At 62.4% G+C, this 26250-nt stretch carries 23 protein-coding genes; 12 read left to right on the top strand and 11 right to left on the bottom strand.

Annotation, left to right across the window (positions count from 1 at the left end; genetic code table 11):
- The first annotated feature begins 84 nt into the window (after window positions 1–84).
- The 9 genes from GA0061105_RS25550 to GA0061105_RS25510 are packed head-to-tail and all read left to right on the top strand — an operon-like array spanning window position 85 to window position 8769.
- Window positions 85–798, top strand: coding sequence for a FadR/GntR family transcriptional regulator (locus GA0061105_RS25550; RefSeq protein ID WP_092753728.1), 714 nt, complete (start codon window positions 85–87; stop codon window positions 796–798).
- Between the two features lie 21 nt (window positions 799–819).
- A complete protein-coding gene (locus GA0061105_RS25545; protein WP_092753726.1) occupies window positions 820–1650 on the top strand; it encodes an NAD-dependent epimerase/dehydratase family protein in 831 nt (276 codons plus the stop codon).
- Window positions 1647–2522: an SMP-30/gluconolactonase/LRE family protein gene (locus GA0061105_RS25540; RefSeq protein ID WP_092753724.1), complete on the top strand. Its 876-nt coding sequence runs from the start codon at window positions 1647–1649 to the stop codon at window positions 2520–2522. The genes GA0061105_RS25545 and GA0061105_RS25540 overlap by 4 nt, the downstream gene beginning before the upstream one ends.
- Window positions 2523–2557: 35 nt before the next feature.
- Window positions 2558–3502, top strand: a complete 945-nt coding sequence (locus tag GA0061105_RS25535) for a dihydrodipicolinate synthase family protein (RefSeq protein ID WP_092753722.1) — start codon at window positions 2558–2560, stop codon at window positions 3500–3502.
- A gap of 46 nt (window positions 3503–3548) precedes the next feature.
- Window positions 3549–5135 carry an ABC transporter substrate-binding protein gene (locus tag GA0061105_RS25530; protein ID WP_092753720.1) on the top strand — a complete coding sequence of 529 codons (1587 nt, stop codon included), beginning with the start codon at window positions 3549–3551 and terminating at the stop codon, window positions 5133–5135.
- Window positions 5136–5140: 5 nt separating this feature from the next.
- Window positions 5141–6238 (top strand): ABC transporter permease, encoded by a 1098-nt coding sequence (locus GA0061105_RS25525; protein WP_092753718.1) that lies wholly within the window; start codon window positions 5141–5143, stop codon window positions 6236–6238.
- 4 nt (window positions 6239–6242) lie between these two features.
- On the top strand, window positions 6243–7178 hold the full coding sequence (locus GA0061105_RS25520; protein ID WP_064693036.1) for an ABC transporter permease: 936 nt from the start codon (window positions 6243–6245) through the stop codon (window positions 7176–7178).
- Entirely contained in the window at window positions 7175–8029 is an 855-nt protein-coding gene (locus GA0061105_RS25515) for an ABC transporter ATP-binding protein (RefSeq protein ID WP_092753716.1), read from the top strand. Before GA0061105_RS25520 ends, GA0061105_RS25515 begins: the two co-directional genes overlap by 4 nt.
- A complete protein-coding gene (locus GA0061105_RS25510; protein ID WP_092753714.1) occupies window positions 8026–8769 on the top strand; it encodes an ABC transporter ATP-binding protein in 744 nt (247 codons plus the stop codon). The genes GA0061105_RS25515 and GA0061105_RS25510 overlap by 4 nt, the downstream gene beginning before the upstream one ends.
- A gap of 80 nt (window positions 8770–8849) precedes the next feature.
- Here GA0061105_RS25510 and GA0061105_RS25505 read toward each other — a convergent pair whose 3' ends face one another.
- The 9 genes from GA0061105_RS25505 to GA0061105_RS25465 form a co-directional block, all read right to left on the bottom strand.
- Complete coding sequence (locus GA0061105_RS25505; protein WP_167358581.1) at window positions 8850–10475, bottom strand: GMC family oxidoreductase; 1626 nt, start codon at window positions 10473–10475, stop codon at window positions 8850–8852.
- Window positions 10472–12001 (bottom strand): FGGY-family carbohydrate kinase, encoded by a 1530-nt coding sequence (locus GA0061105_RS25500; RefSeq protein ID WP_092753712.1) that lies wholly within the window; start codon window positions 11999–12001, stop codon window positions 10472–10474. The genes GA0061105_RS25505 and GA0061105_RS25500 overlap by 4 nt, the downstream gene beginning before the upstream one ends.
- Before the next feature lie 33 nt (window positions 12002–12034).
- A complete protein-coding gene (locus GA0061105_RS25495; RefSeq protein ID WP_064693041.1) occupies window positions 12035–12877 on the bottom strand; it encodes a class I fructose-bisphosphate aldolase in 843 nt (280 codons plus the stop codon).
- Window positions 12850–14598 carry a glycerol-3-phosphate dehydrogenase/oxidase gene (locus GA0061105_RS25490; RefSeq protein WP_092753710.1) on the bottom strand — a complete coding sequence of 583 codons (1749 nt, stop codon included), beginning with the start codon at window positions 14596–14598 and terminating at the stop codon, window positions 12850–12852. Before GA0061105_RS25490 ends, GA0061105_RS25495 begins: the two co-directional genes overlap by 28 nt.
- An 11-nt stretch (window positions 14599–14609) precedes the next feature.
- Window positions 14610–15605: an aldo/keto reductase gene (locus GA0061105_RS25485; protein ID WP_092753708.1), complete on the bottom strand. Its 996-nt coding sequence runs from the start codon at window positions 15603–15605 to the stop codon at window positions 14610–14612.
- The gene (locus GA0061105_RS25480; RefSeq protein ID WP_064693044.1) at window positions 15602–16606 is read right to left on the bottom strand and encodes a sugar-binding transcriptional regulator; all 1005 of its coding nucleotides are present in this window, start codon (window positions 16604–16606) and stop codon (window positions 15602–15604) included. The genes GA0061105_RS25485 and GA0061105_RS25480 overlap by 4 nt, the downstream gene beginning before the upstream one ends.
- Window position 16607: 1 nt before the next feature.
- Window positions 16608–17600: an ABC transporter permease gene (locus GA0061105_RS25475; protein ID WP_092753706.1), complete on the bottom strand. Its 993-nt coding sequence runs from the start codon at window positions 17598–17600 to the stop codon at window positions 16608–16610.
- 28 nt (window positions 17601–17628) lie between these two features.
- Window positions 17629–19167, bottom strand: coding sequence for a sugar ABC transporter ATP-binding protein (locus GA0061105_RS25470; protein WP_092753772.1), 1539 nt, complete (start codon window positions 19165–19167; stop codon window positions 17629–17631).
- Window positions 19168–19235: 68 nt separating this feature from the next.
- Window positions 19236–20264, bottom strand: a complete 1029-nt coding sequence (locus GA0061105_RS25465; RefSeq protein WP_064709575.1) for a substrate-binding domain-containing protein — start codon at window positions 20262–20264, stop codon at window positions 19236–19238.
- A 262-nt stretch (window positions 20265–20526) separates the two neighbouring features.
- On the opposite strand from GA0061105_RS25465, the gene GA0061105_RS25460 reads away from it, so the two are divergent.
- Window positions 20527–21444 (top strand): DMT family transporter, encoded by a 918-nt coding sequence (locus tag GA0061105_RS25460; protein WP_092753704.1) that lies wholly within the window; start codon window positions 20527–20529, stop codon window positions 21442–21444.
- Between the two features lie 3 nt (window positions 21445–21447).
- Here the strand turns inward: GA0061105_RS25460 and GA0061105_RS25455 are convergent, their stop codons facing one another.
- Window positions 21448–22698: a DUF763 domain-containing protein gene (locus GA0061105_RS25455; RefSeq protein WP_092753702.1), complete on the bottom strand. Its 1251-nt coding sequence runs from the start codon at window positions 22696–22698 to the stop codon at window positions 21448–21450.
- A gap of 102 nt (window positions 22699–22800) precedes the next feature.
- On the opposite strand from GA0061105_RS25455, the gene GA0061105_RS25450 reads away from it, so the two are divergent.
- Complete coding sequence (locus GA0061105_RS25450) at window positions 22801–24321, top strand: phospholipase D-like domain-containing protein (RefSeq protein WP_092753770.1); 1521 nt, start codon at window positions 22801–22803, stop codon at window positions 24319–24321.
- Here the strand turns inward: GA0061105_RS25450 and GA0061105_RS25445 are convergent.
- Window positions 24268–25227 (bottom strand): lysylphosphatidylglycerol synthase domain-containing protein, encoded by a 960-nt coding sequence (locus GA0061105_RS25445; protein ID WP_092753700.1) that lies wholly within the window; start codon window positions 25225–25227, stop codon window positions 24268–24270. The two genes, GA0061105_RS25450 and GA0061105_RS25445, sit on opposite strands and share 54 nt — an antisense overlap.
- Before the next feature lie 121 nt (window positions 25228–25348).
- Here GA0061105_RS25445 and GA0061105_RS25440 point away from each other — a divergent pair, with 121 nt between their 5' ends.
- Window positions 25349–26077 (top strand): endonuclease/exonuclease/phosphatase family protein, encoded by a 729-nt coding sequence (locus GA0061105_RS25440; RefSeq protein ID WP_092753698.1) that lies wholly within the window; start codon window positions 25349–25351, stop codon window positions 26075–26077.
- Window positions 26078–26250: the final 173 nt, after the last annotated feature.

The following is a 26250-nucleotide window of genomic DNA, read 5'->3' as shown; positions in this document are numbered from 1 at the left end:
CTAGAAGGCATATCCGGCTTCTGCTCGCCGGGAGAAGATCCGATGGGGCGAATCTGCCACATGGCGGGGGAGAAAAGAGCGATAATGACGTTTGCAATCGATGCCGTTTCGAACAGGGGCGCAACGCGCTTCAGCGACATTATCTACGAGAAGATCGTAGGGATGATCGCGGACGGCAACTTTCCCGTCAACGAACGGCTGCCGTCGGAGACCAAGCTTGCCGCCGATTTCGGCGCGTCGAGACCCGTCGTGCGCGAAGCGCTCGAACGCCTGAGGGCCGATGGCCTTGTCGTCTCGCGCAAAGGTTCAGGCTCCTATGTCCGGCAGCGGCCGGATTCGTCGGTGCTGAAAATGGTCCCGGTCGGCTCGCTTGCCGATGTCCAGCGGTTCTTCGAATTCCGCGCCGGTCTTGAGGCCGAAGCTGCGGAGCTTGCGGCGCGAAACTGGCAGCCCGCCGACAAGGAGCGAATTACGGAGGCGCTTCTTGCAATCGAACAATGTCTGAGGAACGGCGAACTGGGCGCCGACGAAGACCAGGCCTTGCACGATGCGATTGCGATGGCGACGGGCAATCAGTTTCACATCACCGTACGCGAATGGTTCAAGCCGCATTTCGCCATCGGCCATTCGGTGACACGAAGCCTGAGCCTGAAACGGACGCCGGAGCAGATCCGCAGCGTCCAGGACGAGCATGCGGTCATCGTGGAGGCAATCTTCGCACGCCGGGAAACCGAAGCGCACGACGCGATGAAGAGACACATACTGAATGCGCGCGCCCGCATGTTCCAGGGGGTTTGAAAGACAATGGGAGGAAGGACGATGAGACGGATCGCCATGACGGGTGCCGCCGGACGTGTCGGGACGCTGCTGCGCCCCTTCCTCAGGCAGCATGTCGAGCATGTCCGCTTGATCGATATTCATGAGCCTGTGGATCTGGCCGAGAATGAAAGCTTCGTCCGCGCCGATCTGTCGAAGCTCGAAGAGGCAACGGCCGCTTTGCGCGGCATCGACGGCGTCGTTCATCTCGCCGGAATTGCCAGCGGCGTCGATATGGGCGCCATTCTGCAGGCCAATGTCCTCGGCACCTACAATCTGTACGAGGCCGCCCGGATCAACAAGGTCGAGAGGATGGTCTACGCGTCAAGCAACCATGCGACCGGCTTTTATCCCCGCGGCGAGGTCATTTCGCCGCTCGATTCCATGCGACCGGACAGCCCCTACGGACTTTCCAAATGCTGGGGCGAACTGGTGGCGGGACTTTATTACGATACGGCGGGCATTCGCTCACTATCCATCCGCATCGGCAATGCCGGCACCTACCCCAACAGCGAACGTACCATCGCGATCTGGATCAGCGCCCGGGATCTGGCGCAACTGGTGCGGATCGGCCTCACCCATCCGCAGATCGCCGCAACTGTTGTTTACGGTGTTTCCGACACCGACACCATATGGTGGGACAACAATTTGGCGACACGGCTTGGTTATCAGCCGCAGGACCGGCCGCGCGATCACGCCCGTATCGAGGACGGAGCGGAGGGACGGGTCGCCCGCGCGTTCCAGGGCGGCGGGTTCTGCGAATTCAATCACGACGGCAACATCCGCATGCGCGATGCCGATGGCCTCGTCAAAGATCCGGAGATGGTCTCGTGACGGCGCCTCGCATCATTGAGCCGAATGTCCGTTCCGTGCTGCAACAGCCGCTGACGGTCGGTGAATCGCCCGTATGGAACGAGGAGACCGGCGACCTTTGGCTCGTCGATATCCTGGCGCCGGCAGTCCTGCGGCTTTCTCCGCAAGGCGAGGTCGATCGTTTCGAGATGCCGGCGGCGGCCGGCAGCCTGGGGCTTTGCCGCGACAACAGGATTGTTGTCGGCCTCCAAACCGGCGTCCATCTCTTTGATCCCGTCTCAGGCGCCATCGAGTTTCTCTGCGATCCTGTCGGGCGCGACATCAATGGCCGGCTCAACGACGGCAAGGTGGGCCCGGACGGGCATTTCTGGGTCGGCTCGATCAGCGAGGCCAAGCCGCAGGTGAATGACGCGGCGCTCTATCGTGTCGGCGCCGATGGCAGCACGCGGACCGTTGCAACGGGACTGACGAGTTCCAACGGCCTTGCCTGGTCGCCGGACGGCCGGCGGATGTATCACTCAGACAGCCGGCAGTGCTTTCTGCGAGCCTTCGATTTCGATCCGGAGACAGGCGAGATCGGCAAGGGACGTCGACTTCGCGGCTTCACCGAGGAACAAGGGCGGCCGGACGGAGCGACGACCGATCGCGACGGGTTCTACTGGAGCGCCGGCGTCTCCGCGGGCCGCCTCAATAGAATATCGCCCGACGGCGAAATCGTCGAAATCTACATTCTGCCGGTCGCAGCACCGACCATGCCGTGTTTCGGAGGGCCTGAATTCAGCACCCTTTACGTCACGAGCCTGTCAACCGACCGCACCGGACGTTTCGAGGCAGGCACGGTCATCGCCTTCGATGTCGATGCGGAGGGGCTGCCGCCCTTCCGTTTCGGCTGACGATCAACTGGAAGAAAAGCGAACGGGGGAGAAAAATGAGCATCGCGATCATGCGCAAGGCGCTTAAGGGCGTGTCGGGCGTTCCCGTCACGGCCTATGACGCTCGGGGCGAAGTCGAGCCCCGGATTACCGCGAAGGTCTACGAGCGGGTGGCCGTGGCCGGCATTCACAACATCGTCGCAGCCGGAAATACCGGCGAATTTTATGCGCTGACGCCGCAGGAGATCCGGATCGTCCACGAGGCGGCGGTTTCAGGCGTCGACGGCCGCGCGCCGGTAACGGCGGCGATCGGCCGGTCGCTGCGCGAGGCGATCGAAATGGCCAGGAATGCGGCCGCGATTGGCGCCTCCGCCGTCATGTCGCATCAGCCCGTCGATCCCTTCGCAGCACCATCTGCCCAAATCGATTATTTCTGCGATCTCGCCGACGCTTCGCCCCTGCCCCTCGTCGCCTATGTCAGGGCCGAGGGTTTCACCGTTGCGGAGATCGTCCGCCTCGCCAACCACGATAATATTGCCGGCATCAAGTTCGCCACGACCGATCTGATGCTGCTGTCGCGGGCGATCCCCGCCGCCGATCCCAATGGCGCGCTCTTCGTCTGCGGCCTGGCGGAGAGCTGGGCGCCGACATTCACCGCAGCCGGCGCACGCGGCTTCACCTCGGGCCTTGTCAACGTCGCGCCGAAGCTTTCGCTTGCCGTCCATGACGCGCTTGACAAGGGCGATTTCGCTGCGGCGAGAGCAATCGTCAACAAGCTCGAACCCTTCGAGCGGATGCGCACCAAATTCCGCAACGGCGCGAACGTGACCGTCGTGAAAGAGGCGGTCACCTTTTCCGGCCTCGACGTCGGCCCGGTACGCGTGCCGGGATTGCCGCAGCTCGATGCGCATGACCGCGACGAGCTGCATCGGTTGCTTCGAGGCTGGGAGGCCGCGGGCGACATTCAAACGGACCGGCAGGACATCAAGGCAGCCGGCTAAGTTCGAAACATTCATTCCGCAAACAACAGGATTGGGAGGTCTTGAGATGCTGAAACAGCTACTGACGACAATCGCAATGACAGGCGCGCTGATGGCGGCGCAGCCGAGCCTGGCGGCATCGCCGCCCAACATGCTGGTGATCGGGACGAACCTGACCGGCATCCGGACGCTGGATCCGGCCCAGAACAACGCCCGGACGGTTTCCGAGCTGATCTCCAACCTCTACGACAACCTCGTGCAACTGTCGCCTGATGACCTCAAGACGCTGAAGCCGATGCTTGCGACGAAATGGGAGGTCTCGCCTGATGGTAAGGTCATCACGCTGACCCTGCGCGACGACGCAGTCTTCCAGAGCGGCAACAAGGTCACCGCGGAGGATGCGGCCTGGTCGATCCAGCGCGTCATCAAGATGGGCCAGGTCGGCTCCACCGACGTCGCGCTCTGGGGCTTTACGGCCGATAACGTCGAAAAGCTCGTCCGCGCCAAGGACGAACACACGCTGGAGATCGAGCTGCCGCAGGCGGTCAATACCGACCTGGTGCTCTATTCTCTGGCCGGCTCCTCGATCGGCATCGTCGACAAGAAGACGGTGCTGTCGCATGAGGCGAACGGCGATTTCGGCGGCGCCTGGCTCTCGGCCAATTCCGCCGGCAGCGGCCCGTTCAGTCTGGCGCAATGGCGGCCGAACGATGTGGCGATCTTCAATGCGCAGCCGAAATATTGGGGCGGCAAGCCGGCCATGGCCCGCGTCGTTGCCCGCCATATCCCGGAATCCGGCAATCTCCGGCTTCAGCTCGAAGCCGGCGACGTCGATGTCGGCCAATATGTGGCAAGCGGCGATCTCGATGCGCTCTCCACCAATAAGGATATGGTCATCGAGAACGTGCCGGGCCTCGGCTTCTACTATATCGCCCTCAACCAGAAAGACCCGGACCTGCAGAAGCCGAAGGTCCGCGAAGCCTTTCAGTACGCCTTCGACTGGAAGGCGATCTCCGGCAACATCATGCGCCATACCGGCTTCCCCTGGCAGTCGATGATCCCGCGCGGCATGATCGGCGCCCCCGAAGAGGCTGCCGTCCGCTACGATTACGATCCCGCCAAGGCCAAGCAGCTGCTGGCCGAGGCCGGATACCCCAACGGCCTGAAGAAAGTCCTCAATCCCTCGGGGGCGCCAACCCTGCCCTTCGCCGAGGCGCTGCAGGCGAGTGCGCGCGCCGCCGGCATCGATCTTGATCTCGTGCCCGGCGAGTTCACGCCCGCCTTCCGCGAGCGCAAATTCGAAGTGCTGCTCGGCAATTCCGGCGCCCGCCTGCCCGATCCCTTCGCCGTCGCCACGCAATATGCCTTCAACCCCAACAATAGCGACGAGGCGCGCCTCGGCAGCTATTATCTCTGGCGGACCGGCATGAAGGTTGATGAGCTCAACACGCTGATCGACCAATCGATGAAGGAGCGCGACACGGAAAAGCGCACCGACATCTTCAAGAAGATGGACGGCATCTATGCCGGCATGGCCTCCCCGCTCGTCATCTTCTTCCAGCGAACCGACCCCTATGTCATGCGCGCCAACGTGAAGGGCTATCACGGGCACACGACATGGTCGACGCGCTGGCATGACGTGACCAAGGAGTAGAGCGCGTGGCGAGCGCCGATCTCACATCGAAGCAGGAGGTGAGCCGCCGCTCGACCGCGGGCGGGTTCGCCGACGCGGCCCCGCACCCTCTGATCAGCCTGCTGCGGCGGCTGGCGGGGCGCGTGGTAGCTGTCGTCACGACGCTGCTCGGCCTGCTCTTCCTGACCTTCTCGATGGGTCGCCTGCTGCCCGCCGACCCGGTGCTCGCCATTACCGGGGCGGAGGTCAGCAAGGAGGTTTACGACCGCGTCTATAACGAGCTTGGGCTCGGGCAGCCCATCTGGATGCAATTCCTCTCCTATGTTGGCAAGGTCGCCACAGGCGATCTCGGCATGTCGGCGACGACGGGCCAGCCAATCCTCACCGACCTGATGACGATCTTTCCGGCAACCATTGAGCTTGCGATCATCGCCATGATCATCGGTGCGATCGTCGGCATCCCACTCGGCATCACCGCCGCCGTCAGGCGCGGAACCGTGATCGACCACATCGCCCGGATCGTTGCCCTTGCCGGCCATTCCATCCCGATCTTCTGGACTGGGCTGATGGCGCTCTTCGTCTTCTATGCGAAGCTGAAGCTCGTCGGCGCCTCGGGTCGGATCGACGTCTTCTACGAAGGCCTTGTCACGCCGATGACCGGCTTCCTGCTGATCGATGCGGCGATCCAGGGGCAATGGGACGTGTTTCACAACGCGCTCGGCCACATCATCCTGCCGGCGGCGATCCTCGGCTATTACTCGGTCGCCTATATCAGCCGCATGTCGCGAAGCTTCATGCTGGAGCAGCTGAGCCAGGAATACATCATCACAGCGCGGGCAAAGGGCCTCGGCACCCGCAAGGTCGTCTGGCGGCATGCCTTCCGGAATATCCGCGTGCAGCTGCTGACTATCCTGGCGCTGACCTTCGGGGGCCTGCTCGAAGGCGCGGTGCTGATCGAGACGGTTTTCGGCTGGCCGGGACTTGGCCAATACCTCACCCGCGGGCTGCAGATGAACGACATGAATGTCGTGATGGGTTCGGTGCTGACGATCGGCGCCGTCTTCCTGACGATCAACATCCTGTCCGACGTCCTCTATCGCATCCTTGATCCGAGAACACGGTGACGCCATGACGATCTCGACCGAAGACGCAAACAGCGCCCATGCCGGCGGCTTTCGCGGATGGCTGCTAGCGCCGGAGCCGCAGGGCTGGTTCCACTCGTCGGCGCAGCAGATCCATCAGGGCTGGCAGAAGTTCAGCCTGCACCCGCTCGGCCTTGCCGGCCTCGTCATCATCGTGCTCCTGATCGTGGTCGCGACGGCCGCTCCTCTGCTGACGAGCTACGATCCGATCGTCCAGGATATGGCCGGACGGCTTGCGCCGCCCTCGGCCGAGCATTGGCTCGGCACCGACAATTTCGGCCGCGACGTCTTTGCCCGCGTCATCTACGGCGCGCGCACGACGCTCTACATCATCATGCTGGTTACGATCATCGTCGCGCCCCTCGGCCTGCTGATCGGCACCTTCTCCGGCTATTTCGGCGGCATCGTCGACGAAATCCTGATGCGCATCACCGATATCTTCCTCTCCTTCCCCGGGCTGGTGCTGGCGCTCGGTTTTGCCGCCGCCCTCGGTCCCGGCATCACCAACGCGATCATCGCCATTTCGCTGACCGCCTGGCCGCCGATCGCGCGGCTGGCGCGCGCCGAGACGCTCAGCCTGCGCAAGGCGGATTATATCGCCGCCGTGCGCCTGCAGGGCGCGACCTCAATCGCGATCATCACCCGCCACATCCTGCCGATGTGCATTCCCTCGGTCATCGTCCGCGTCACCCTCAACATGGCCGGCATCATCATCACCGCCGCTGGTCTCGGCTTCCTCGGCCTCGGCGCGCAGCCGCCATGGCCCGAATGGGGCTCGATGGCCGCAAGCGGGCGCGAATTCATGCTCGACAGCCCGTGGGTGATCGCCGCGCCCGGCATCGCCATCGCGCTGGTCAGCCTCGCCTTCAACCTTGTCGGCGATGCCCTCCGGGACGTCCTCGATCCCAGGGGGGCGGAATGACCGAGCTGATCGATATCCGCAACCTCGAAATCGCCTATGGCGGCGGCCACATGCGCGCGGTGCGCAGCGTGAGTTTTACGCTCGGGCAGGAAAAACTCGGGATCGTCGGCGAGTCCGGGTCGGGCAAGTCCACCGTCGGCCGCGCCATCATGAAGCTCCTGCCGCCAACGGCACATGTCAGCGCCGAGCGGATGCGCTTTGGCGACCTCGACCTCCTCAAGGCGGATGAGAAAACGATGATGACGATCCGCGGGAGACGCATCGGGCTCATCCTGCAGGATCCGAAATACTCGCTCAACCCCGTCATGCGGATCGGCGAACAGATCGCCGAAACCTATAGTCTTCACCATCCAAAGGAGAGCGCCAGGAAAGCCTACAGTCAGGCGCTCGAAATGCTCGAGGCCGTCAAGATCCGCGATCCCGAACGTGTCGCCCGCCTCTATCCGCACGAGATATCGGGCGGGATGGGCCAGCGCGTGATGATCGCCATGATGCTGATAGCCGAGCCCGAAGTGCTGATCGCCGACGAACCGACCTCGGCGCTCGACGTGACGGTGAGGCTCGAAATCCTGGCTCTGCTCGACGAGCTGGTCTTGCGCCGCAATCTCGGCCTGATTTTCATCAGCCACGACCTCAACCTCATCCGCAATTTCTGCGATCGCGTCCTCATCATGTATGCCGGCCGCGTCGTGGAAGTGCTCGAGGCGTGTGATCTCGACAAGGCGAAACACCCCTATACGCAGGGGCTTCTGGCATCTCTGCCGAAGATCGAGAAACCGCCCGTCCGGCTGCCGATCCTGAAGCGCGATCCGGCCTGGCTTGACGATTTTGCAGTGGAGCCGCCGCGATGATCACGATCGACAATCTCACCATCCGCTTCGCACACGGCCAGCGGCCGGTCGTCAGAGGTGTCAATCTCGCCATCGAGAGCGGCACGGCTTTCGGCCTGGTCGGCGAATCCGGCTGCGGCAAATCCACAGTGCTTCGGGCGCTCTCAGGCCTCAATGGCAATTATGACGGGCAGATCGCGCTCAACGGCGAAACGCTGGACCGAGAGCGCAGCCGACCGTTCTTCCGCCGGGTGCAGATGGTGTTCCAGGACCCTTATGGATCGCTGCATCCGCGCAAGACCATCCGCTCGCAGCTGCAGGAGCCGCTGCGCAACCAGGGTCTGGACAGCAATTCCGTCGATGTGAATGCCGTGCTTCGATCAGTCGGCCTCGATCCGGCGCTGAGCTACCGGTTTCCGCATCAGCTCTCCGGCGGCCAGCGGCAGCGCGTGGCCATCGCCCGCGCCTTGATGCTCAATCCCGACGTCTTGCTTCTCGACGAACCGACATCGGCGCTCGATGTGTCGGTCCAGGCCGAAATCCTCAATCTGCTGCAGGACCTGCGCAAGGAGCGCGGCCTCACCTATCTCCTCGTCAGCCACGACCTCGCCGTCGTCTCCCACATGTGCAGCCGTGTGGCGATCATGGAGGCGGGCGAAATCGTCGAACAGGTCGATATCGAGGCGCTGCGAAGAGGCGCGGTCGAACATCCCTATTCGCAACGCCTGCTGCGGGCGAGCCGGATGTATGGGAGGGCTTAGCCGGAGATCGGTGCGGCCGGCACGACCAGTTTCACATCGGTCTTTACCTCTTCCATCATGCGCCTGGTGCGATCAGCCATTTACGTCCTCGACAAAATGTGCTCGGCGCCCTTCTCGGCAATCATGATCACCGGCGAGTTGGTGTTCCCCGACACGATGGTCGGCATGATAGAGGCATCGACCACCCGCAGGTTCGCCAACCCGTGAACCCGCAATTGCGGATCGACAACCGCCATCGTGTCGTTGCCCATCTTGCAGGTACCGACCGGATGAAAGATCGTCGTGGCGATGTCGCCGACGCGACGGATCAGTTCCTCGTCACTCTGGTAGTCCGTGCCCGGCAGCATCTCCTGCGGCCGGTATTTGCGAATGGCGGCGGCCTGCATCAGCCGGCGGGCATGCCTGACCGATTTCGCCGCGACCATCCGATCGCCGACGGTCGAAAGATATTTCGGGCGGATTTGCGCTGCCAGGGAAGGGTCGGGGCCGCCAACATGCACGGTTCCCCGGCTTTCCGGCCGCAGATTGCAGACGGAAACGGTGACGGCCGGATATTTGTGCAGCGGTTCGCCGAGCCGGTCGGTGCTCAACGGCTGCACGTGATATTCGAGATCGGCCGTAGCAACAGCCGGATCGCTCCTGGCAAAGATCCCGAGCTGGCTCGGCGCCATCGACAGTGGCCCGGACCGGCGCAGCATATACTCGAGCCCCATGCCCGCCCGGGCGAACAAGTTATGATAGAGCTGGTTCAGCGTCTTGGCGCCCTCGATGCGGAAGACCGTACGGATCTGCAGATGGTCCTGCAGATTTTCGCCGACACCCGGAAGTTCATGGGTGACCTCCAGTCCGGCAGCGGTCAACACCTCCGGACGGCCGACCCCGGAAAGCTCCAGGATTTTCGGGGAATTGATCGCGCCGGCGGACAGAATGACCTCGCGACCGGCGTGAGCCAGATGACTCCGCCCATTCAGCCGGAACCGCACGCCCGTCACGCTCCTGCCGTCGAATTCCAGCCGCTCGGTTTCGGCACCGGTCAGCACGCGCAGATTGGCGCGCTTCATCGCCGGGCGCAAAAACGCCTTGGTCGTATTCCAGCGCAGGCCGCCGCGCTGGTTGACCTCGAAATAGCCTGACCCCTCGTTGTCGCCGGCATTGAAATCGTCGATTTTTGGGATTCCGAGTTCCTCAGCCGCATCCCGAAAGGCATCAAGGATCGGCCAAGAGAGCCTCTGCTTTTCCACCCGCCATTCGCCGCCGGCCCCGTGCATCGGCGCCTTGCCACGATAATGATCCTCGGATTTCAGGAAATAGGGCAGCACGTCGTCCCAGCCCCAGCCGGTATTACCCGCCTGCCGCCAGCCGTCGTAATCGGCTGCCTGGCCGCGCATGTAGATCATGCCATTGATCGACGAGCAGCCGCCCAGAACTTTTCCGCGCGGATAAGGCAGCGACCTTCCGTTCAGTCCGTCTTCCACCGCCGTCTTCATCATCCAGTCGGTCCGCGGGTTGCCCATGCAGTAGAGATAGCCGATCGGCACATGCACCCAATGATATCGGTCGCTGCCGCCGGCCTCGAGCAGAAGGACGCGATTTTTCGGATCGAGCGACAGCCGGTTGGCCAGAACGCATCCCGCCGATCCCGCCCCGACGATGATGAAGTCGTAGCCTCCAGCATCGTTTACCGCATCATTCATATGCATGTTCATGCCGCCACTCCCGCAACAGCTGGCTCGGACGCCGTCAGACGCCGCCAGAACGGCGTCATCGCTTCAGCTATGTCCCGATAGAGGGCATAACGGCGCGCATAATGCGCCTCGAGCGAGACGTTCGGCCGATAATGCCGCTCGGTGGCGACCATCGCCGCAGCGCCGGCGCCAAAGTCCGCGAAGAGCCCGACGCCGGTTCCGGCCGCAATCGCAGCCCCCAGCGCACCGGTTTCATGCGAGCGGGCGACGGTGACGGGAACGCCGAGCACGTCGGCAAAGATCTGTGGCCAGATCACGCTGCGTGATCCGCCGCCGGACAGAACCGCCTCTTTGAAGACGGCGCCCGCCTTTCGTATCGTCTCGATGTGCTGGCGATGACCGAAGGCGACACCTTCGAGAAGCGCGCGAACGAGATGCCCCTTGGTGTGCCAGCCGGCGATACCGTAGAAGCCGGCGCGGGCGTGGCCGTCCTGCTGAGCGCCGTAAAGATATGGATGGTAGATCGGGTCGTTTGCCGCGGGCTCGATCGCCGCAGCCAGCGCGCAGCAGGCATCGAAGGGTGACGTGCCTTTCACAGGCTCGCCTTCGAAGAACTCCCGCACCAGCCATTCGAGATTGGTGGCCGAGGTCGCACTGTTCTCCATCGCCATATAGCGGGTGCGGTCGAAAGTCGAAGACATGAAGACCGGCCCGTCGAGGTCAGGGCCGTCGACAATGACCTGGTTGATGCTCCAGGTCCCGGCAATGATCGAGGCGCTGCCGGTTCGCGAAACGCCCGATCCGAGCGCCGAGGCAACGACGTCGAACAGGCCGCCAACCACGGGAGTCCCGGCGGCGAGACCGGTCTTCAATGCCGCCTCGTCCGTCACCGTACCGGCAATGTCCGCGCTTTCGATGAGCGGCGGCAGGAGGTCCATGCAATCGGCCAGTCCGTAGGCTTCCATCAACGCCTTGTCGTAACGGCGCGTGGCAAGATTGAGGAGCCCGGCCCCCGACATGTCAGACACCTCGCTGACGCGGCAGCCGGTCAGGCGGTTAACGACAAAATCCTTGGAGAAGAATACCGTACCGATGCAGTTGAACAGTTCCGGCCGGTGACGCTTGAGCCAGCCAAGCAGCGTCGGCGTCTGGGACGGCCACGGACGCTGTCGGGCGATAGCATAGGTCCGGTCACCAATACCGGCCTCTCGCCATTCGTCGGCCAGCCCGGCCGCCCGCGTGTCGAGCGATTGGATGCCGAGCAGCGGAGCGCCGTCGCGATCAAGTGCATAGAGACCGTTGCCATGTCCGGCGCAGCCGATCGCAACGATTTCCTCCGGCAGAATCTCTGCCTTTCCGATGCAGGCGCGGATGACTTGCCGTGTATTCGTCCAGAGTTCATCCAGCCCCCGCTCGACATGCCCTGGGTGCGGCATGCGGGTATGCCCCTCCTCGCACGCAGCCGCGATCTCGTTGCCCTGCCGGTCGAAAATCACCGCCTTGATGACGGTGTTGCCGGCATCGAGCCCCAAAAGATAGTCTTTCATGCAGAACCCCTCCCAAGGTTCGAAACGCGAAGTTCAGCCTTGGTGGTAGAGTGCTGAGGCCTGTTCACCGCTCGCGTCATCATGCACGATGGCCATCAGACCGCGCACCACCGCGCTCGGATTGGCATGCTGATAGATGTTGCGCCCGTAAACCATGCCCATTGCGCCCTGCCGCATCAAGGCCGCAGATTTGTCGAAGACTGCGCTCAGATCTTCCTTGCCGCCGCCGCGCACCAGAACCGGGCAGCGCGCTGCTTCCACCACCCTGTGAAAGTCTTCGGCGTTATCGGTAGGATCCGCCTTGACGATATCGGCGCCCATTTCGCGGGCAAGCCGCGTCAGTGTGACGATCTTGTCGGCATCGCCATCGACCATGTAGCCGCCCTTTTCGCTTACCGGCTGCATCACCAGCGGCTCGATCATCAGCGGCATGCCATATTTGTCGCAATCGGCGCGAACACGGGAAATATTCTGTACGCACTGGCGGAACAGGTCGGGCTCGTCCGGCAGCATGAACAGGTTGACGACGACACACGCCGCGTCCATCTCAATGGCGCCGATGAGCGGCTCAGTCTCGTTCTGCAGCACGGCCCACATGTCGCGGTGGCGGATCCGGTTATAGGGATTGCCCATGTCGATGCGCATCACCAGTGCCGGCTTGTCCTTGCCTTGCACGTCCTGCAGCAGGTCCGCCTGGCCGTAATTCATCTGGATGGCGTCCGGCCTGGCGCAGACCAGCGCCTTGACGACGGCCTCGATGTCCTCGAGCCCGTTGAGGAAAGACGGCTCGTTGCAGACGCCGTGATCGATCGCCACGTCGAGGCAGCGGCCGCCGCCGAACAGCCTATTCATCCGGACCTTGCTGTTGTATCGCATTTTGTGCTCCTTGGTTCGTTCCTTGCGGAAAGCATGTCTTCGTCGACGCCATGGCGTTCGCTGAGAAGGGTGAGAAAACGGTCGCGCTCGCTGGCGCGCTGCTCCATGGTCCAGCGCTTTTCCTGAGCCAGCACGTCGAGCACGGCATCCATCATGTCGAGCGAAAGCTCGCCGGAGACGGCCAACGTCGTGCGCCGCAACAGCAGATCGTCAAGATGCTCGGCTGCTTCATTCCGGATCAGGAACTGGAGCTCCCGCACGGAATAGCCGGGCTTCGGCATCGCCACGTCTGGCCCGGCCGCAATCAACACCGCGATTTTCTCGGCCTCCGTACCATAGCGGTCAAAAAGCTCGGCGGCCCGTTCGCTGGAAATTCCGGTTCTTTGGGCCAGCGTCACCGACCACCGGGCCTTGTCGGATGGATATTTCCGGCCGCCGCCGATCGGGCGCTCTGAGGTTTCGATCCGGCGCTTTCTGCCGAGCCGCCCCAGTGTCATCTCTGCGGCAAGCGCACCGAATGACCGGAATGTCGTCCACTTGCCGCCGATCATGCAGAGCACCGGCGGATCACCCTCGGCCTGCTCCAGCACCGTGCAGAAATGATCGCGCGGGATGCGTCCCGTAAAACTGTCGGTACTGGCCGGCAGCGGTCGTACGCCGGAAAACTGGAAAACGATTTGCTCCCGCTGGATGGCAATGCCAGGCAGTACGAAGGCAAGCGATTGCAGGATATAATCACGTTCATCCGCCTCACAGCGTACTGTTGCCGGATCATCGACGCGGATATCGGTGGAGCCGACGAGAACCTTGCCCAGATAAGGAAAGAGGATGCAGATCCGCCCGTCCTCGTTCTCGTAATAGATCATGTGACCGGCAAGCGCGTCGCGCAGGTCCGCATTGTCGATGATCAGATGCGAGCCTTTGGTGCCGCCGATCAGCGGTTCCGGCCGCGCTTCCGGCGAAAGCAGGGTCTGATTGGCGATGTCGATCCAGCCGCCGGTGGCATTGACGATCAGCGCCGGTTCGAGGGCAAGGGATGCGCCGCCGATCCGGTCCGCGAGGCGATACCCGCCGCCCTCCGCCCGTCGCAGTTCGGCGTAGTTCAGCGCCACCGACCCGGACTCTGTCGCAAGACCGTCCTGCAGAAGCTCGATGCCCAATCGCTCCGGATGGCTGACCCAGGCGTCGAAATAGGTGGCGGAACTTTTGATATCGGGGTTGAGCGCCGGCCACTTGCTAAGCGTCGTTCGCCGGCCGCGAAACTGGTGGCGCGGCATCAGTGCCCGCTTGCGCGTCAGGAAATCATAGATGCTGAGTCCGGCTTTGACGGCGACAGCGCCGCGGCGGCTCGGACGACGGCTAAGACCCAGGAAGCGGACGACACCGTTGGCGAGGCCGGAAAAAATATCGAACACCGGCACTGTCGTCGGCAGCGGCGCTATATAGTGGGGTGCGTTGCGCAACAGCCGATCCCGCTCGACCAGCGATTCCTGCACCAGCTTGAATTCGCCGTTTTCAAGATAGCGCAGCCCACCATGGACCATGCGCGACAGCGCCGAACTGGCACCGGAGCAATAGTCGTGCTTCTCGACGAGCAGTACTTTCAGCCCCTGCAGCGCCAGCTCCCGAAAGACGCTGATGCCGTTTATGCCGCCGCCGATAACGCACACGTCCACGTTCGGGCTCTGGCGAAGCCCGTCCAATATCTCTTCACGCTTCATGATGGCGTCCGCTACCTATCCATATCAGTCAGTCTCGCCGCTATGCCCGCCTCGATAGCGGCAAGATCGACGGCGTCCAGCCGGATGGTGCCGGCCCGGGCATTGTCGAGCGCCTGTGCCGGGTTGCGCGCCCCGCAGAGTGCAAAGGTGATGCCGGGTTGCGCCAGTGTCCAGGCAATCACGATCTGCGCGATGCTGGCGCTGTGTTTTTCGGCAACCGGCCGGATGGCGTCGGCAAAGGCCGTCGCCTTCTGGCGGTTGCCGACCGAAAATCGTGGGCTGTCCTTGCGCTGATCATCACCGGAAAACACGCGGTCCGGACCGATAGTGCCGGCCAGCAATCCCAGCGCCAGCGACGAATAGCTCAGAGTCGCGATAGAGTTGGCCTTGGTCAGCGGCAAAAGCTCCGCCTCGATCTCGCGGTCGATCATGCTGAACCGCTCCTGGATCGCATCGAGGCCACCGGCCGCGATATAGGCAGCGAGCTCGTGGCGGCTGACATTGCTCGCCCCGATCGCCCGGATCTTGCCTGATGTGCGCAGATCCTCCAGCGCCCGCATCGTTTCATCGACCGGCGTCGTCGGATCCTGCCAATGGGTGATGTAGAGATCGATATAGTCGGTTCCAAGCCGCGTCAGGCTTTCCTCGACCTCGTGCAGGATGGCATCGCGGCCGAGATAACGGTGGACCGGCTTGCCGTCCTGGTCGAAGAAATGACGGCCCTTCTGCGTATGCCAGACAAGGCCGCATTTGGTCGCGACCACAGCCTTTTCGCGGCGTCCAGCGAGTGCCTTGCCGACAATCTCCTCGGCACGTCCAAGCCCGTAGGCCGGCGCCGTGTCGATCAGCGTCACCCCGGCGTCGAGCGACGCCCGGATCGCGGCGATGGATTGCTGTTCATCGGTCCCACCCCACATCCAGCCGCCGATCGCCCAGGTGCCGAGGCCGACTGCCGAGGCGGAAACGCCGGATTTGCCGATCTCCCGTGTCAATTGCTGTCCACTCATGCCCATTTTCCTTCGCCACTTGCCAGCGCCAACACCCGCGCACCCGTCGCTTCGTCGGTCACCAGCGTATCCAGATGATTGCCGCGCAGGACGCTGAGGATCGGGCCGGCCTTGTTCGGTCCGCTCGCCACACCGATCTTGGTAGGGATCGAAGCGAATTCCGGCAGCGTCAGCGACACCAGCGAGCGGTTGAGGCTGTAGTCGCAGACTTGACCATGATCATCGAGCAGATGCGCCAGCAATTCGCAGGAAGCGCCGGACCGCTCGATCGCGGCGCGGTCGGTGCTGGAGGACGGATGCAGGTCGTAGTAGCTCGAATCGTCCGACAGGATCGAGCCTATGCCGACCATTGCCACCTTCGCCTCGCGCGCCCGTTTGAATACGTCTGCGACGGAACGCATGTTGATCAGCATCGCCCGCTGCTCGGCATCGTCGGCAAAGAGAGGCGCATGGATCTGATAGGAATGACCTCCGAGCCGGTCCGCCATCAGGGTCGAGACATGATTGACGTCGGTATAGTGCTTCCCCTGCACGCAGCCCGTCGCCGGAATGACCTGGACATCAAAACGACGCGGCGGCTGCAGCCCGGCAACAACGGCACTCACGCCCTTACCACCGGTAATGCAGATCGTATCGCCGTCAGTGATCTCTTCCAGCAGCAATCGTGCTGCGGCTTCGCCGACGGCTTGAAGCGCCGTTTGCGGATTGTCCGATACTGTCGGCACCACCACGGCGCGGCCGATGCCGCCAAGCGCCTGCAGCTGTTCTTCCATATCGACCAGCGGCTCGACCGGCGATTTGATCTTGATCTCGACCAGACCGAGCTGGCGGCCGCGCTTGATCAGGCGGTTGACGGTGGCGTGCGAGATGCCGAGCTGATCGGCAATCTGGGCCTGTGTCAGTCCCTCGAGAAAATGCAGGACCAGAGCCTGGTGCATTTGCCGGGCGACGACGATTTCCTCGCGCGGCGCGTTTGCGGGTTTGAGCTTGGCTATCGGCATATCAGGCAGCCTTCCGCTTGTGCAGGAAATGGTCGATCGAAACGGCGGTCAGCAGAATGCAGCCTTTGATCATGTCTTGCCAATAGACGGACACGTTGAGCAAGATCAACGAGCTTGTGACGACCGACAGCAGGGCGATGCCGAGGATTGCTCCGAAAATCGTTCCGGAGCCGCCGTTCAGCGACGCACCGCCAATCACCGCGGCTGCGATGATGTTGAGCTCCATGCCGACACCGAAGGTCGGCGTCGCGGCACCGAAGCGTGACATGTAGATCGTCCCGGCGACACCGGACAGCGTGGCACAGAGCACCGTCACCCAGAACTTCACCTGCCTGGTCTTTATACCGGAATAGAGCGCGGCCTTCTCGTTGCTGCCGGTGTAGAACACCTTGCGGAAGGCGGTTGCCCGGCGCAGCAGGAAATCGAACAGCATGACGACCGCAACAAAAATCAGGATCACATAGGGGACACCGTAGAACGTGCCCTGCCCGACCGCTTTGAACGAGGGCGGCAAGGTGAACAGCGACAGCGGCGTGCCCTTGGTAATGATCAGGCAGATGCCACGCACGATCACCATCGCCGCAAGCGAAGTAATGAAGTGATTGAGCCCCACGACCGTGACGAAGAAGCCCATGGCGCAGCCGATCAGGCCACTGGCGATGATCCCGATCAAAGATGCGCTCCACGGATCGAGGCCCATCAGGAACAGGGAACCCGACAGCACCATTGAGAAACAGACGACGGAACCGACCGACAGGTCGATGCCGCCGACGATCAACAGGATAGTCATGCCGACGACGACGATCCCCTCCACCGAGAACGACATCAGCATGGCCCGGAAGTTGCCGAGCGTCAGGAAATGCGGCGAGGCAAAGCTCATCGCGACGCAGAGCGCCAGGATGATAGCGATCAGTCCCGCCTCGCGCATCGTCCCCAGCCGCTTCCAGCCGGGTATGCGTGAATGAAGTGCCGTTGCCAACGTAGCGTCCGCCATGACCTTGTCTCCTGCCCCTGCTTTTTCTCTACGCGGCATGCTCTGATGCCCCTGACTTACCGTGGCGGCCGACACCCGACGCGAGCCGCATGATCGCTTCTTCCGTCATCGTCTCGCCCTCCACCTCGCCGGCAACCGTGCCTTCGTGGATGACCAGCACCCGGTCGCACAGACCGAGAAGTTCCGGCAGTTCTGACGAGATGACGACGATGCCGATGCCGGAGCGCGCCAGATCGCGCAGCAGCCGGTGGATTTCTGACTTCGCGCCGACATCGATGCCGCGGGTCGGCTCGTCCATCAGAATGACCCTGGGATTGACCGCCAACTGCTTGGCAATCGCCACCTTTTGCTGGTTTCCGCCCGACAGCGACGAAACCCGCATATCGATGCCGCCCATCCGCACGCCGAGCTGCCGGGCCAGGGTGCGGGCACGATCCGCTTCGGCCGCGGAATTTAACAGTCCAAGCGGTCCGGTCAGCGATTTCAGATCGAGAACCGCAATGTTGCGAGCAATGGAGAGATCCAGGAAAATGCCGGAGCCTTTCCGGTCTTCCGACAGGTAGACGATGCCCGCCTGTGCGGCCTGCGCATAGGAACGTGCTCGCAGCCGCTCTCCGTGCAGCTCCACCTCGCCGGCGATCACCGGCCGCAACCCGCAAATGCCTTCGGCTATCTCGGTGCGACCCGAGCCGATCAGCCCGCCGACACCAAGAATTTCACCCTTGCGCAGTTCGAAATTTACATCCTCGAAGCGGCTGCCGTCGCCGAGACCGCGGACGCTCAAAATGAGCTCGCCGGTCCGCTCCGCCGGCGCCTGCTTTTCCGGATAGAGCTGGGTAATCTCGCGTCCGACCATGCGGCGCACCACATCGTCCGGGGTCAGGCCCGCCACCTTCTCCGTCGAGACATAGCGGCCATCACGAAATACCGTGACGCGGTCGCACAGGCTGAAGATTTCGGCCATGCGGTGGCTGATATAGATGATCGAAATGCCCTGCGCCTTGAGGTCACGAACGATTCCGAAGAGGATCTGGGCTTCTGCTTCGGTCAATGCCGCCGTCGGTTCGTCGAAGATCAGAACGCGACAATCGAGCGTCAGTGCCTTGGCAATCTCGACAAGCTGCTGGCTGGATATCGGCAAGTCGCCGACTCTACGTCGCACGTCGATCGGGGCGAGACGATTCATCACTAGCTGCGCATTGCGCTCCAGCCTGCGGTAATTCATGAGAGGCGAGCGGCGGCGGTTGGTGGCGGCCATGAACATGTTCTCGGCCACAGTCGCATCAGGGCAGAGCGCGATTTCCTGGTGCACCAGCCCGATCCCAAGCGCCTGCGCCGCGGCAGGCGACGTCACCTTGACCGGCACGCCATCGACGAGAATGGCTCCCCCGCTCGGCTGCAGCACGCCGGCAATGATGTTCATCAGCGTCGATTTGCCCGCGCCGTTTTCGCCGCAAAGCGCATGAATCTCGCCTTTTTCCAGGCTGAAGCTCACATCCGTCAACGCCTTCACCGCACCGAAGTGCTTGCTGACATTGCGGATTTCCAGAACCGGCACCGACGCCATCATCCTCTCCTCCTCACGCTCACGGTAGCTGTCCGGAGTTTCCTGCCCCGGACAGCCGGCACAAAGACCTACTCCTCGATGCCTTTGGTGCCCCGCCGCTTCAGATACTTGTCCCAATAGAAGTCATCGGCATTGCTGGCCGTGACGATCGACAGTCCGTTGTCGACGAAGGGAATACTCATTGGGTTGAAGCCGACGCGCTTGGCGTCATTCATCGGATCGATCAGCTCCGGATGTTTGGCAAGCCACAGGAGCATGAAGCCCATGTAACCCTGCATGCCCTGGTTCGGATTGATCGAGCCGAACACCTCGCCTGCCTTAATCATGTCGAGAATATTGGCGTTGACGTCGGCGCACATGACGAGGATCTTGCCGCCGCTTTCCTTATTGGCCTGGGCAGCGCCGATTGCCGAATTCGCCTCCGGCATGAAGACGGCGCCAAGGTTCGGATGGGCCTGCACCAGGCTCATCAGGCCCTGATAGGCCTTGTTCGGGTCCTGGTTGGACGCCGCGCGGCCGACCAGCTTCATGTCCGGATATTTTTCCTCCATGCGGGCGATGAAGGCGGCGATACGCTTGTCGTGATTGTCCTGGCCGGGATTTTCAAGAACCGCATATTCACCCTTGCCGCCCATCTTTTCGGCAATCGCGTCGGCGGCATAGGTCCCTTCGCGGGTATTGTCCGACGTGACGAATGAGATGCGCTTGGAAAGCGGTGCGTCGGCCGCAAAGGTGACGACCGCCGTGCCCTGGTCGATAGCCCGATTGATCGGTTCGATGAACGGGTCGGAGTTCATCGGATGAACGAGGATGCCAGCCGGGTTCTGGGCCAGCGCCTGATCGAAGGTGGCGATCTGCTTGTTGACGTCATATTCCGGCGTGCCGGTATAGGCGGTCTCGCAACCGAGCTGCTGACCGGCCTGTTTGAACATTTCATAGACCGGGAACCAATATTCGACACCCGAAACCATGACATTCATGACGTATTTCTCACCCGGCTTGCAGCGGAACGGGTTTTCCGTCCCCGCGCTGGCTCCGCCGGCGAAAAGTGTCGATGCAAGGACTGCCAATGCGGTCGTGGTTAGAAATTTGCGCAAGTTTCCTCCTCGAGGCCGAAGCCCCTCCCAAATATCCGGCGGCGGCCGAGCGGCTGCCGATGATCCATTGAAGACCGGAGTTCCTCCTCGAAGTCCGGTATGGAGAGCTAATCGCAACAGCAAACATATGTCAATATAATTCATACAATGAAATATATTTCAGATCTCAAGGCGTCGCCTGGTGCGCTTGACATCGGCGGCGTTAAGACCGAAGCCGCACTTGGCCGCGCATGCGCGGCCGTTTTTTTTAAGGATGCGAGAGATGAAGACCACCACGGCCGCTGCCAATGCCGGAAACCTGATCGTGACGGGCGTTGTGCTGATGCTGCTTGGCGATCTCCTGTTTGCGCTCAACGATGCTATGGGCAAGTGGTTGATGGCGAGCTTCGCCGTCGGTCAGGTATTGGTGATCCGTTCGGTGGGCGCCTTCATCGTGCTCGGGCCGATGATCCTACGGCAAGGGCCGCTGGCCCTCTTCCGCGTCGAGCAGAAAGGCTTGCACTGCATGCGGGTCGTCATGGCGACGGCCGATGTCGCGCTTTTCTACGCCGCCGTCGCCTATCTGCCGCTCGCCGACGTCATGACCTTCTACATGGCCGGGCCGATCTACATTGCGGCGCTCTCGCATTTCTTTCTCGGGGAAAAGATCGGCTGGCGCCGTTGGCTCGCCGTTCTGGTCGGCTTCGCCGGCGTCGTCATCGCGCTGCGTCCGTCGACGGCGATGCTGTCGCTTCCGTCGCTCTTCGGCCTCGCCGGCAGCTTTTCCTTTGCGCTGTCACTGGTGATGAGCCGGTACCTGCGCTCGACCAGCGACACGACGCTGGTAACCTGGCAGACGGTCGCCGCACTCCTGACAGGCATCATACTCAGCATCGGCAACTGGCAGCCGGCAACATCCGTCGATTGGGCCGGCATGCTGCTGCTCGGCATCGTCGCCACCTGCGCGCATCTGCTGATCACCCGCTCGCTCAAGCTCGCGCCGGCATCGCTGCTGGCGCCGCTGCAATATACGCTGCTGCTCTGGGCGATCGTGCTGGGCTACATCTTCTTCAATGATATTCCCGACACCCAGATCGTGATCGGCGCCGCAATCATCGTCTTTGCCGGCCTTTTCATCTTCCACCGGAAGAACCTGAAGGACACGGTTCCGGCCGAAGCCGTCCCGCCCGACGGCCATTGAAAGCTAATCGTCAGCCGCCGCAGGCGGCTCCCAGCCGAAGACGCTGCGGCCGCCGAAATCGGCGGATTGGCGAAATTCGCCGGCGATGATCTCCTTGAGGTCGGGGCCGGTGACGTAGCGCTCCATCTGCCGGGATTGCTCGTCCAGGCGCTTCAGCGCCTGCAACTCCTCCTCACGTCCGAGCTTGCCCTTGCGCACGGCCGACTTCATCACCCCGATCGTCTCGTCATAGACCTTGAGCGGCACCGGGAACGGATGGCGGTCCTTGCCGCCGTGCGCGATGGAGAAGCGCGCCGGATCGGAAAAACGACAGGGCGCGCCGTGCACGACCTCAGCCACCATCGCCAGCGCCTTCACCGTCCGGGCGCCGACGCCGGGAACGAGCAGCAGTTCCTGGAAATCCGTCGGCCCGCGGTCAACCGCGGCAGCCAGATTTCCGTGCAGGCGGCGCATGTTCACGTCGCTCTCCCGCACATCGTGATGGGCGGGCATGATGAGATGCGGCAGCAGCGGCTGTTCGGCGGGTTCGGGCGCCGGCTCTTCGGCGCGCAGCAGTGCCGCGGCTTCTCGAACGATCCGGTCGGGGCCCAGCGTTGCCAGAAGGTCGAGCTGGCCACGCCGCGAGCGCTCGGCGCGTTTATCGGCGAGATTGACGATCTCACCCTGGCTCCTGCCTTCGATTGCCGCATGCGGCGAGTCGACGAAGCTTTCCAGCCCTTCGGAGAGCCAGTGATAGCGCCGGGCCTGCCGCCGGTCGCCGTTCATGCCCTGCTGCACCACCACCCAATGACCGTCATCGGCGACGATGAAGCCGTGGAGATAAAGGTCGAAGCCATCCTGAAGCGCGGCGCTGTCGACCTTGGCGATGAGGCGGCTCGTCGTCGCCAGCCCCTCCCCGTCGAGGCCGACGCGTTCGCCGATCGAAACGAGCTCCTGCGGGGTCTTGCGCGAATGCGTGCCTCGGCCGCCGCAGACATGCAGGCCCAGTTCGCCAGCGCGCGGCTTCAGCCCTCGCTTCAGCGCACCGAGAACGCTGGTCGTGATCCCGGAGGAATGCCAGTCCATGCCCATGACCGCGCCGAAGGACTGGAACCAGAAAGGGTGGGCGAGCCGGCGCAGGAATTCGTCGCGACCGTAGTGATGGATGATTGCCTCGGTGATCAGCGTTCCCAGCCGCGTCATCCGGTCGCCGAGCCAATGCGGCACGCGTCCCCCGTGAAGGGGAAGGTCGGCGCTGCCTGCTCGTTGTGACATCCTGTTTCCTTATATCGTGCACACAGGACGCCGGAGCGCTGATCGATCGGGAACCCTGTGAAATTCCAGGCGTTTGCTTTCAGTCAAACGGCCGAGGCAAACATGACCGCATTCGAAAGCATATCCAATCAACCGTACCTGACACGAACAAAAGCGCAACATCCAAGCGACGAAAAAGAGGGAAGCACGGCATTGCGGCTGCATGGACGCGCGGAAAAAGCCGCTTTCTTGATCAATGGCAACAAATATTTTGCAGAAGTCTCGCGGGCTTTGCGACAGGCCCGCCGCAGCGTGTGGATCGTTGGATGGGACTTCCACCCTAATATTCGGATGGAGCCTGAAAAGTCTGAAGAAACCTTGGCCGACCTGCTGCATGCGCTGGCAGCGGAAAACCCCGAGCTTGAAATACGCATCCTTATTTGGGCGCTCGGGCCGATTTATTCGGACAAATCGATTGATCTGCTTCGGAAGAAGAATTTCCCCAGGAATGCCAGGATCGATCTGCGTTTCGACCTACAGGGCGCGATCCGCGGCTGTCATCATCAAAAACTCGTCTGCATCGATGACGCGGTCGCCTTTATCGGCGGCATAGACCTGACGTCGCGGCGATGGGATACCAGGCGGCATCGCCCCAAGGACAGGCTGCGGCGCGACCCCGAGGGGACCCCCTACGATCCGCTGCACGACGTGCAGGCGATGGTGACGGGTGATGCCGCCCGGCTGATCGGTGACATTGCCAGGCGGCGCTGGGAAAACGCCACCGGCGAAAAGCATCTGCCGCTTGCCGCGAGCATGCCCTTCGCCTGGCCGGACGATCTTTCGGTCTCGCTGCGGGAGATCCCTGTCGCTTTCGCCCTGACTGAGCCAGCCACCACCTGGCGCCCCGGAATCGGCGACGGCATTGCCTCAACCCTTGACATCATCGCCCGCGCCCGGCGTCATCTCTATATCGAGGCCCAATATCTAGCCTCCTTCCGCGTCGCCGACGCCATCGCCGCTCGGTTGCAAGAGGAAGACGGACCGGAGGTCGTCGCCATCTGCACGCGCAGCTCTCACGGGCTGATCGAAAAGCTCGTCATGGGCAGCAATCGCGACCGTGTCATCCGCCGCCTCAAACGCGCCGATCGCGCCGACCGCCTGCGGGTCTACTATCCCGTCGTGCCCGGGCGAAAAAAGCCTGGGTCGCCATTGCAGGCGGACAACGAGGTCGAGGTGCTGATCCATTCCAAACTGATGATCGCCGACGACGAGCTGGTTCGCATCGGCTCTTCCAATCTTAACAATCGCTCGGAAGGGCTTGATTCAGAATGCGATCTGCTGTTCGAAGCTGAAAACGGCGAGCATCGTCACGCAATCGCCGACCTGCGCAATCGCCTGCTGGCGGAATATCTCGGAGTGGCTCCCGAGACCTTTGCCGCGGCCTATGCACAAAGCGGCTCAGTCATCGCAGCGGTCGACGCGCTGAATGACAGGCCGCGGGGTCTCAGGGAATTCGCCGTCGCGCTGTCCGGCAGCATCTCGCCGATCACCGGCACCGCGATCTTCGACCCGGCTCGGCCTTTCCTGCCCCTACACCGACTGGGCCTCGGCGCGCTCGTCCGCCTCTTCGTCCGCGCGGCGTGATCGTCGGAAGACGATTTCGCTGACAAGGAGAAGCGTCACGCCGAGTGCCAGCGGAATGAAGAAATACGCGCAGCGGAAGGCAATCAACGCCCCGATCGATGCCTGCTGCGGCACGACATAGGAAACGGTTGCCTCCAGCACACCGAGCCCCCCTGGAATATGCGTTGCGAGGATTGCCGAATTAGCGAGCACATAGGCCGTGACCGACCTGAAGAAGGCGAGGTCGCCGAAGACAGACAGCATCTGGTGCAAACAAGCGGAAACCAGCGTGAAGTTGATTGTGCCTACCCCGACTTGGGCAACCGCAAACGGAAACCGAGGCAGCTGAAACGACCAGCGCCACAGCCGCAACTTACCGCGAATGAAGAACGCGAGGCTTGCATAGACGACCGGAACGAGCAGCGCCGACAGGCCGAAGAGCCGGGTTCTGGCCGCATCGAGTTGCAGCAGCCGCGCGGCATCATCCGGATTGACGACCAGCGCAATGCCACTGAGTGTGATAAGGCCGAGCCCGACGGTGACGCCGCAAAACAGGATAATCTTCGCCACGTCCTCCGTCGTCAGCCCCCAGCGGAAATAGAAGCGATAGCGGAAGGCGCCGCTGCTCAGCCCCGCAAATCCGATATTGTGGCCGAGCGACAGGCTGATGAAAGAGGCGAGCAGGACCTTCCGGTAAGGCAAGGATTTTCCGAGAGAACGGATCGCCAGGAAGTCGAAACAGCTCAGGCACAGATAGGACGCTGCCGCAAAGAGAAGTGCGGTGCAGAAGGTTGCAAAAGGTATGCTGCGGACCGATTGGACGATCTGCTCCATGCTGTACTGGCGGAAGATCCGATAGAGAAGAAAGCCCGCGATACAAAGTGCGGCAACGAGCAGCCCATTCAGGAGTATGCGTTTCAGACTCATCGATTGTCCGTTTCCGAGGTGAGCGCCACGGCTCGATCATCTGGAACGATCAAAAGAGTTCTGTGTTCCCTCCGGGAGAACGAGTCCTGCCTCTCGAGGGGAGATCAGCTTCAGTGGGCCTATGCCGGATAAATCGATCAAACTCCTGACCTATAATGTGCATAGCTGCATCGGCACCGACCGGAAACTCGACCCCGGGCGGATCGCTTCCGTCATTGCCGAGGCTGAAGCCGATATTATCGCACTGCAGGAGGTCGACGTCCTCAGGCGTAGGACCGGCGGCGTCGACCAGGCCCATGCGATCGCCTCGCTTCTAAAGATGCAGGCTCATTTTCACCCGGCGCTCTCGATTGCCGAGGAGCAATATGGCGATGCGATTATCACCGCGTTGCCAACCGGCAGGGTCAAAGCCGGCCCGCTGCCGTCCATCGGCGAAGCCAGAGGGGCGTTGTCCGTCGAAATATTGGTTGGCGGCAGGAAGCTGCTGGTAGTTAATACACATCTGGGCCTTCGAGGGCGCGAGCGTATTCGGCAGATGACGACGCTCTTGAATTCCGGGTGGCTGCACGGCTCTTCGGACGAACCGGTTCCAAGCATTCTCTGCGGCGATTTCAACGCCATTCCGTCATCGGCGACCTACCGGCTTGCCACGCGGTCATTGACCGACGCCCAGCTCGCAGGCAATGCGACGCCGAAAGCGACATTCCCCTCCCGTTATCCACTGATGCGTCTCGACCATATCTTTGTCACCGACGACCTTATCGTCAAACGGGCGGCGGTCCTGGAAACCCGGCTGACGAGGGTCGCCTCGGACCACCTCCCTCTCATTGCAGAAATCAGTTTCTCCTGATCACTCGCCTGCGCTTGAGTGGCCATCCAGCAAGCTCCACGATCTCGCCCACCGCTCCGCGGCGGCAGAACGCTCCTGTAGCTGATCGATCCGTTCCAACTGGATGAAGCGGACGCACGCCGCATTGGCGCTGCTGAGACGGATTCCCGTCACCGTCGCAATCTCACGACGAG

The sequence above is a fragment of the Rhizobium aethiopicum genome, assembly GCF_900094625.1.
Taxonomy (GTDB): domain Bacteria; phylum Pseudomonadota; class Alphaproteobacteria; order Rhizobiales; family Rhizobiaceae; genus Rhizobium; species Rhizobium aethiopicum.
This window is presented reverse-complemented; position numbering and strand designations above follow the sequence as displayed.

Coding starts and splice junctions, on each gene's coding strand:
- GA0061105_RS25550 (WP_092753728.1), top strand. CDS start 85: ATGACGTTTGCAATCGATGCCGTTTCGAACAGGGGCGCAACGCGCTTC.
- GA0061105_RS25545 (WP_092753726.1), top strand. CDS start 820: ATGAGACGGATCGCCATGACGGGTGCCGCCGGACGTGTCGGGACGCTG.
- GA0061105_RS25535 (WP_092753722.1), top strand. CDS start 2,558: ATGAGCATCGCGATCATGCGCAAGGCGCTTAAGGGCGTGTCGGGCGTT.
- GA0061105_RS25530 (WP_092753720.1), top strand. CDS start 3,549: ATGCTGAAACAGCTACTGACGACAATCGCAATGACAGGCGCGCTGATG.
- GA0061105_RS25520 (WP_064693036.1), top strand. CDS start 6,243: ATGACGATCTCGACCGAAGACGCAAACAGCGCCCATGCCGGCGGCTTT.
- GA0061105_RS25515 (WP_092753716.1), top strand. CDS start 7,175: ATGACCGAGCTGATCGATATCCGCAACCTCGAAATCGCCTATGGCGGC.
- GA0061105_RS25510 (WP_092753714.1), top strand. CDS start 8,026: ATGATCACGATCGACAATCTCACCATCCGCTTCGCACACGGCCAGCGG.
- GA0061105_RS25505 (WP_167358581.1), bottom strand. CDS start 10,475: ATGAACATGCATATGAATGATGCGGTAAACGATGCTGGAGGCTACGAC.
- GA0061105_RS25500 (WP_092753712.1), bottom strand. CDS start 12,001: ATGAAAGACTATCTTTTGGGGCTCGATGCCGGCAACACCGTCATCAAG.
- GA0061105_RS25495 (WP_064693041.1), bottom strand. CDS start 12,877: ATGCGATACAACAGCAAGGTCCGGATGAATAGGCTGTTCGGCGGCGGC.
- GA0061105_RS25490 (WP_092753710.1), bottom strand. CDS start 14,598: ATGAAGCGTGAAGAGATATTGGACGGGCTTCGCCAGAGCCCGAACGTG.
- GA0061105_RS25485 (WP_092753708.1), bottom strand. CDS start 15,605: ATGAGTGGACAGCAATTGACACGGGAGATCGGCAAATCCGGCGTTTCC.
- GA0061105_RS25480 (WP_064693044.1), bottom strand. CDS start 16,606: ATGCCGATAGCCAAGCTCAAACCCGCAAACGCGCCGCGCGAGGAAATC.
- GA0061105_RS25475 (WP_092753706.1), bottom strand. CDS start 17,600: ATGGCGGACGCTACGTTGGCAACGGCACTTCATTCACGCATACCCGGC.
- GA0061105_RS25470 (WP_092753772.1), bottom strand. CDS start 19,167: ATGGCGTCGGTGCCGGTTCTGGAAATCCGCAATGTCAGCAAGCACTTC.
- GA0061105_RS25460 (WP_092753704.1), top strand. CDS start 20,527: ATGAAGACCACCACGGCCGCTGCCAATGCCGGAAACCTGATCGTGACG.
- GA0061105_RS25455 (WP_092753702.1), bottom strand. CDS start 22,698: ATGTCACAACGAGCAGGCAGCGCCGACCTTCCCCTTCACGGGGGACGC.
- GA0061105_RS25450 (WP_092753770.1), top strand. CDS start 22,801: ATGACCGCATTCGAAAGCATATCCAATCAACCGTACCTGACACGAACA.
- GA0061105_RS25445 (WP_092753700.1), bottom strand. CDS start 25,227: ATGAGTCTGAAACGCATACTCCTGAATGGGCTGCTCGTTGCCGCACTT.
- GA0061105_RS25440 (WP_092753698.1), top strand. CDS start 25,349: ATGCCGGATAAATCGATCAAACTCCTGACCTATAATGTGCATAGCTGC.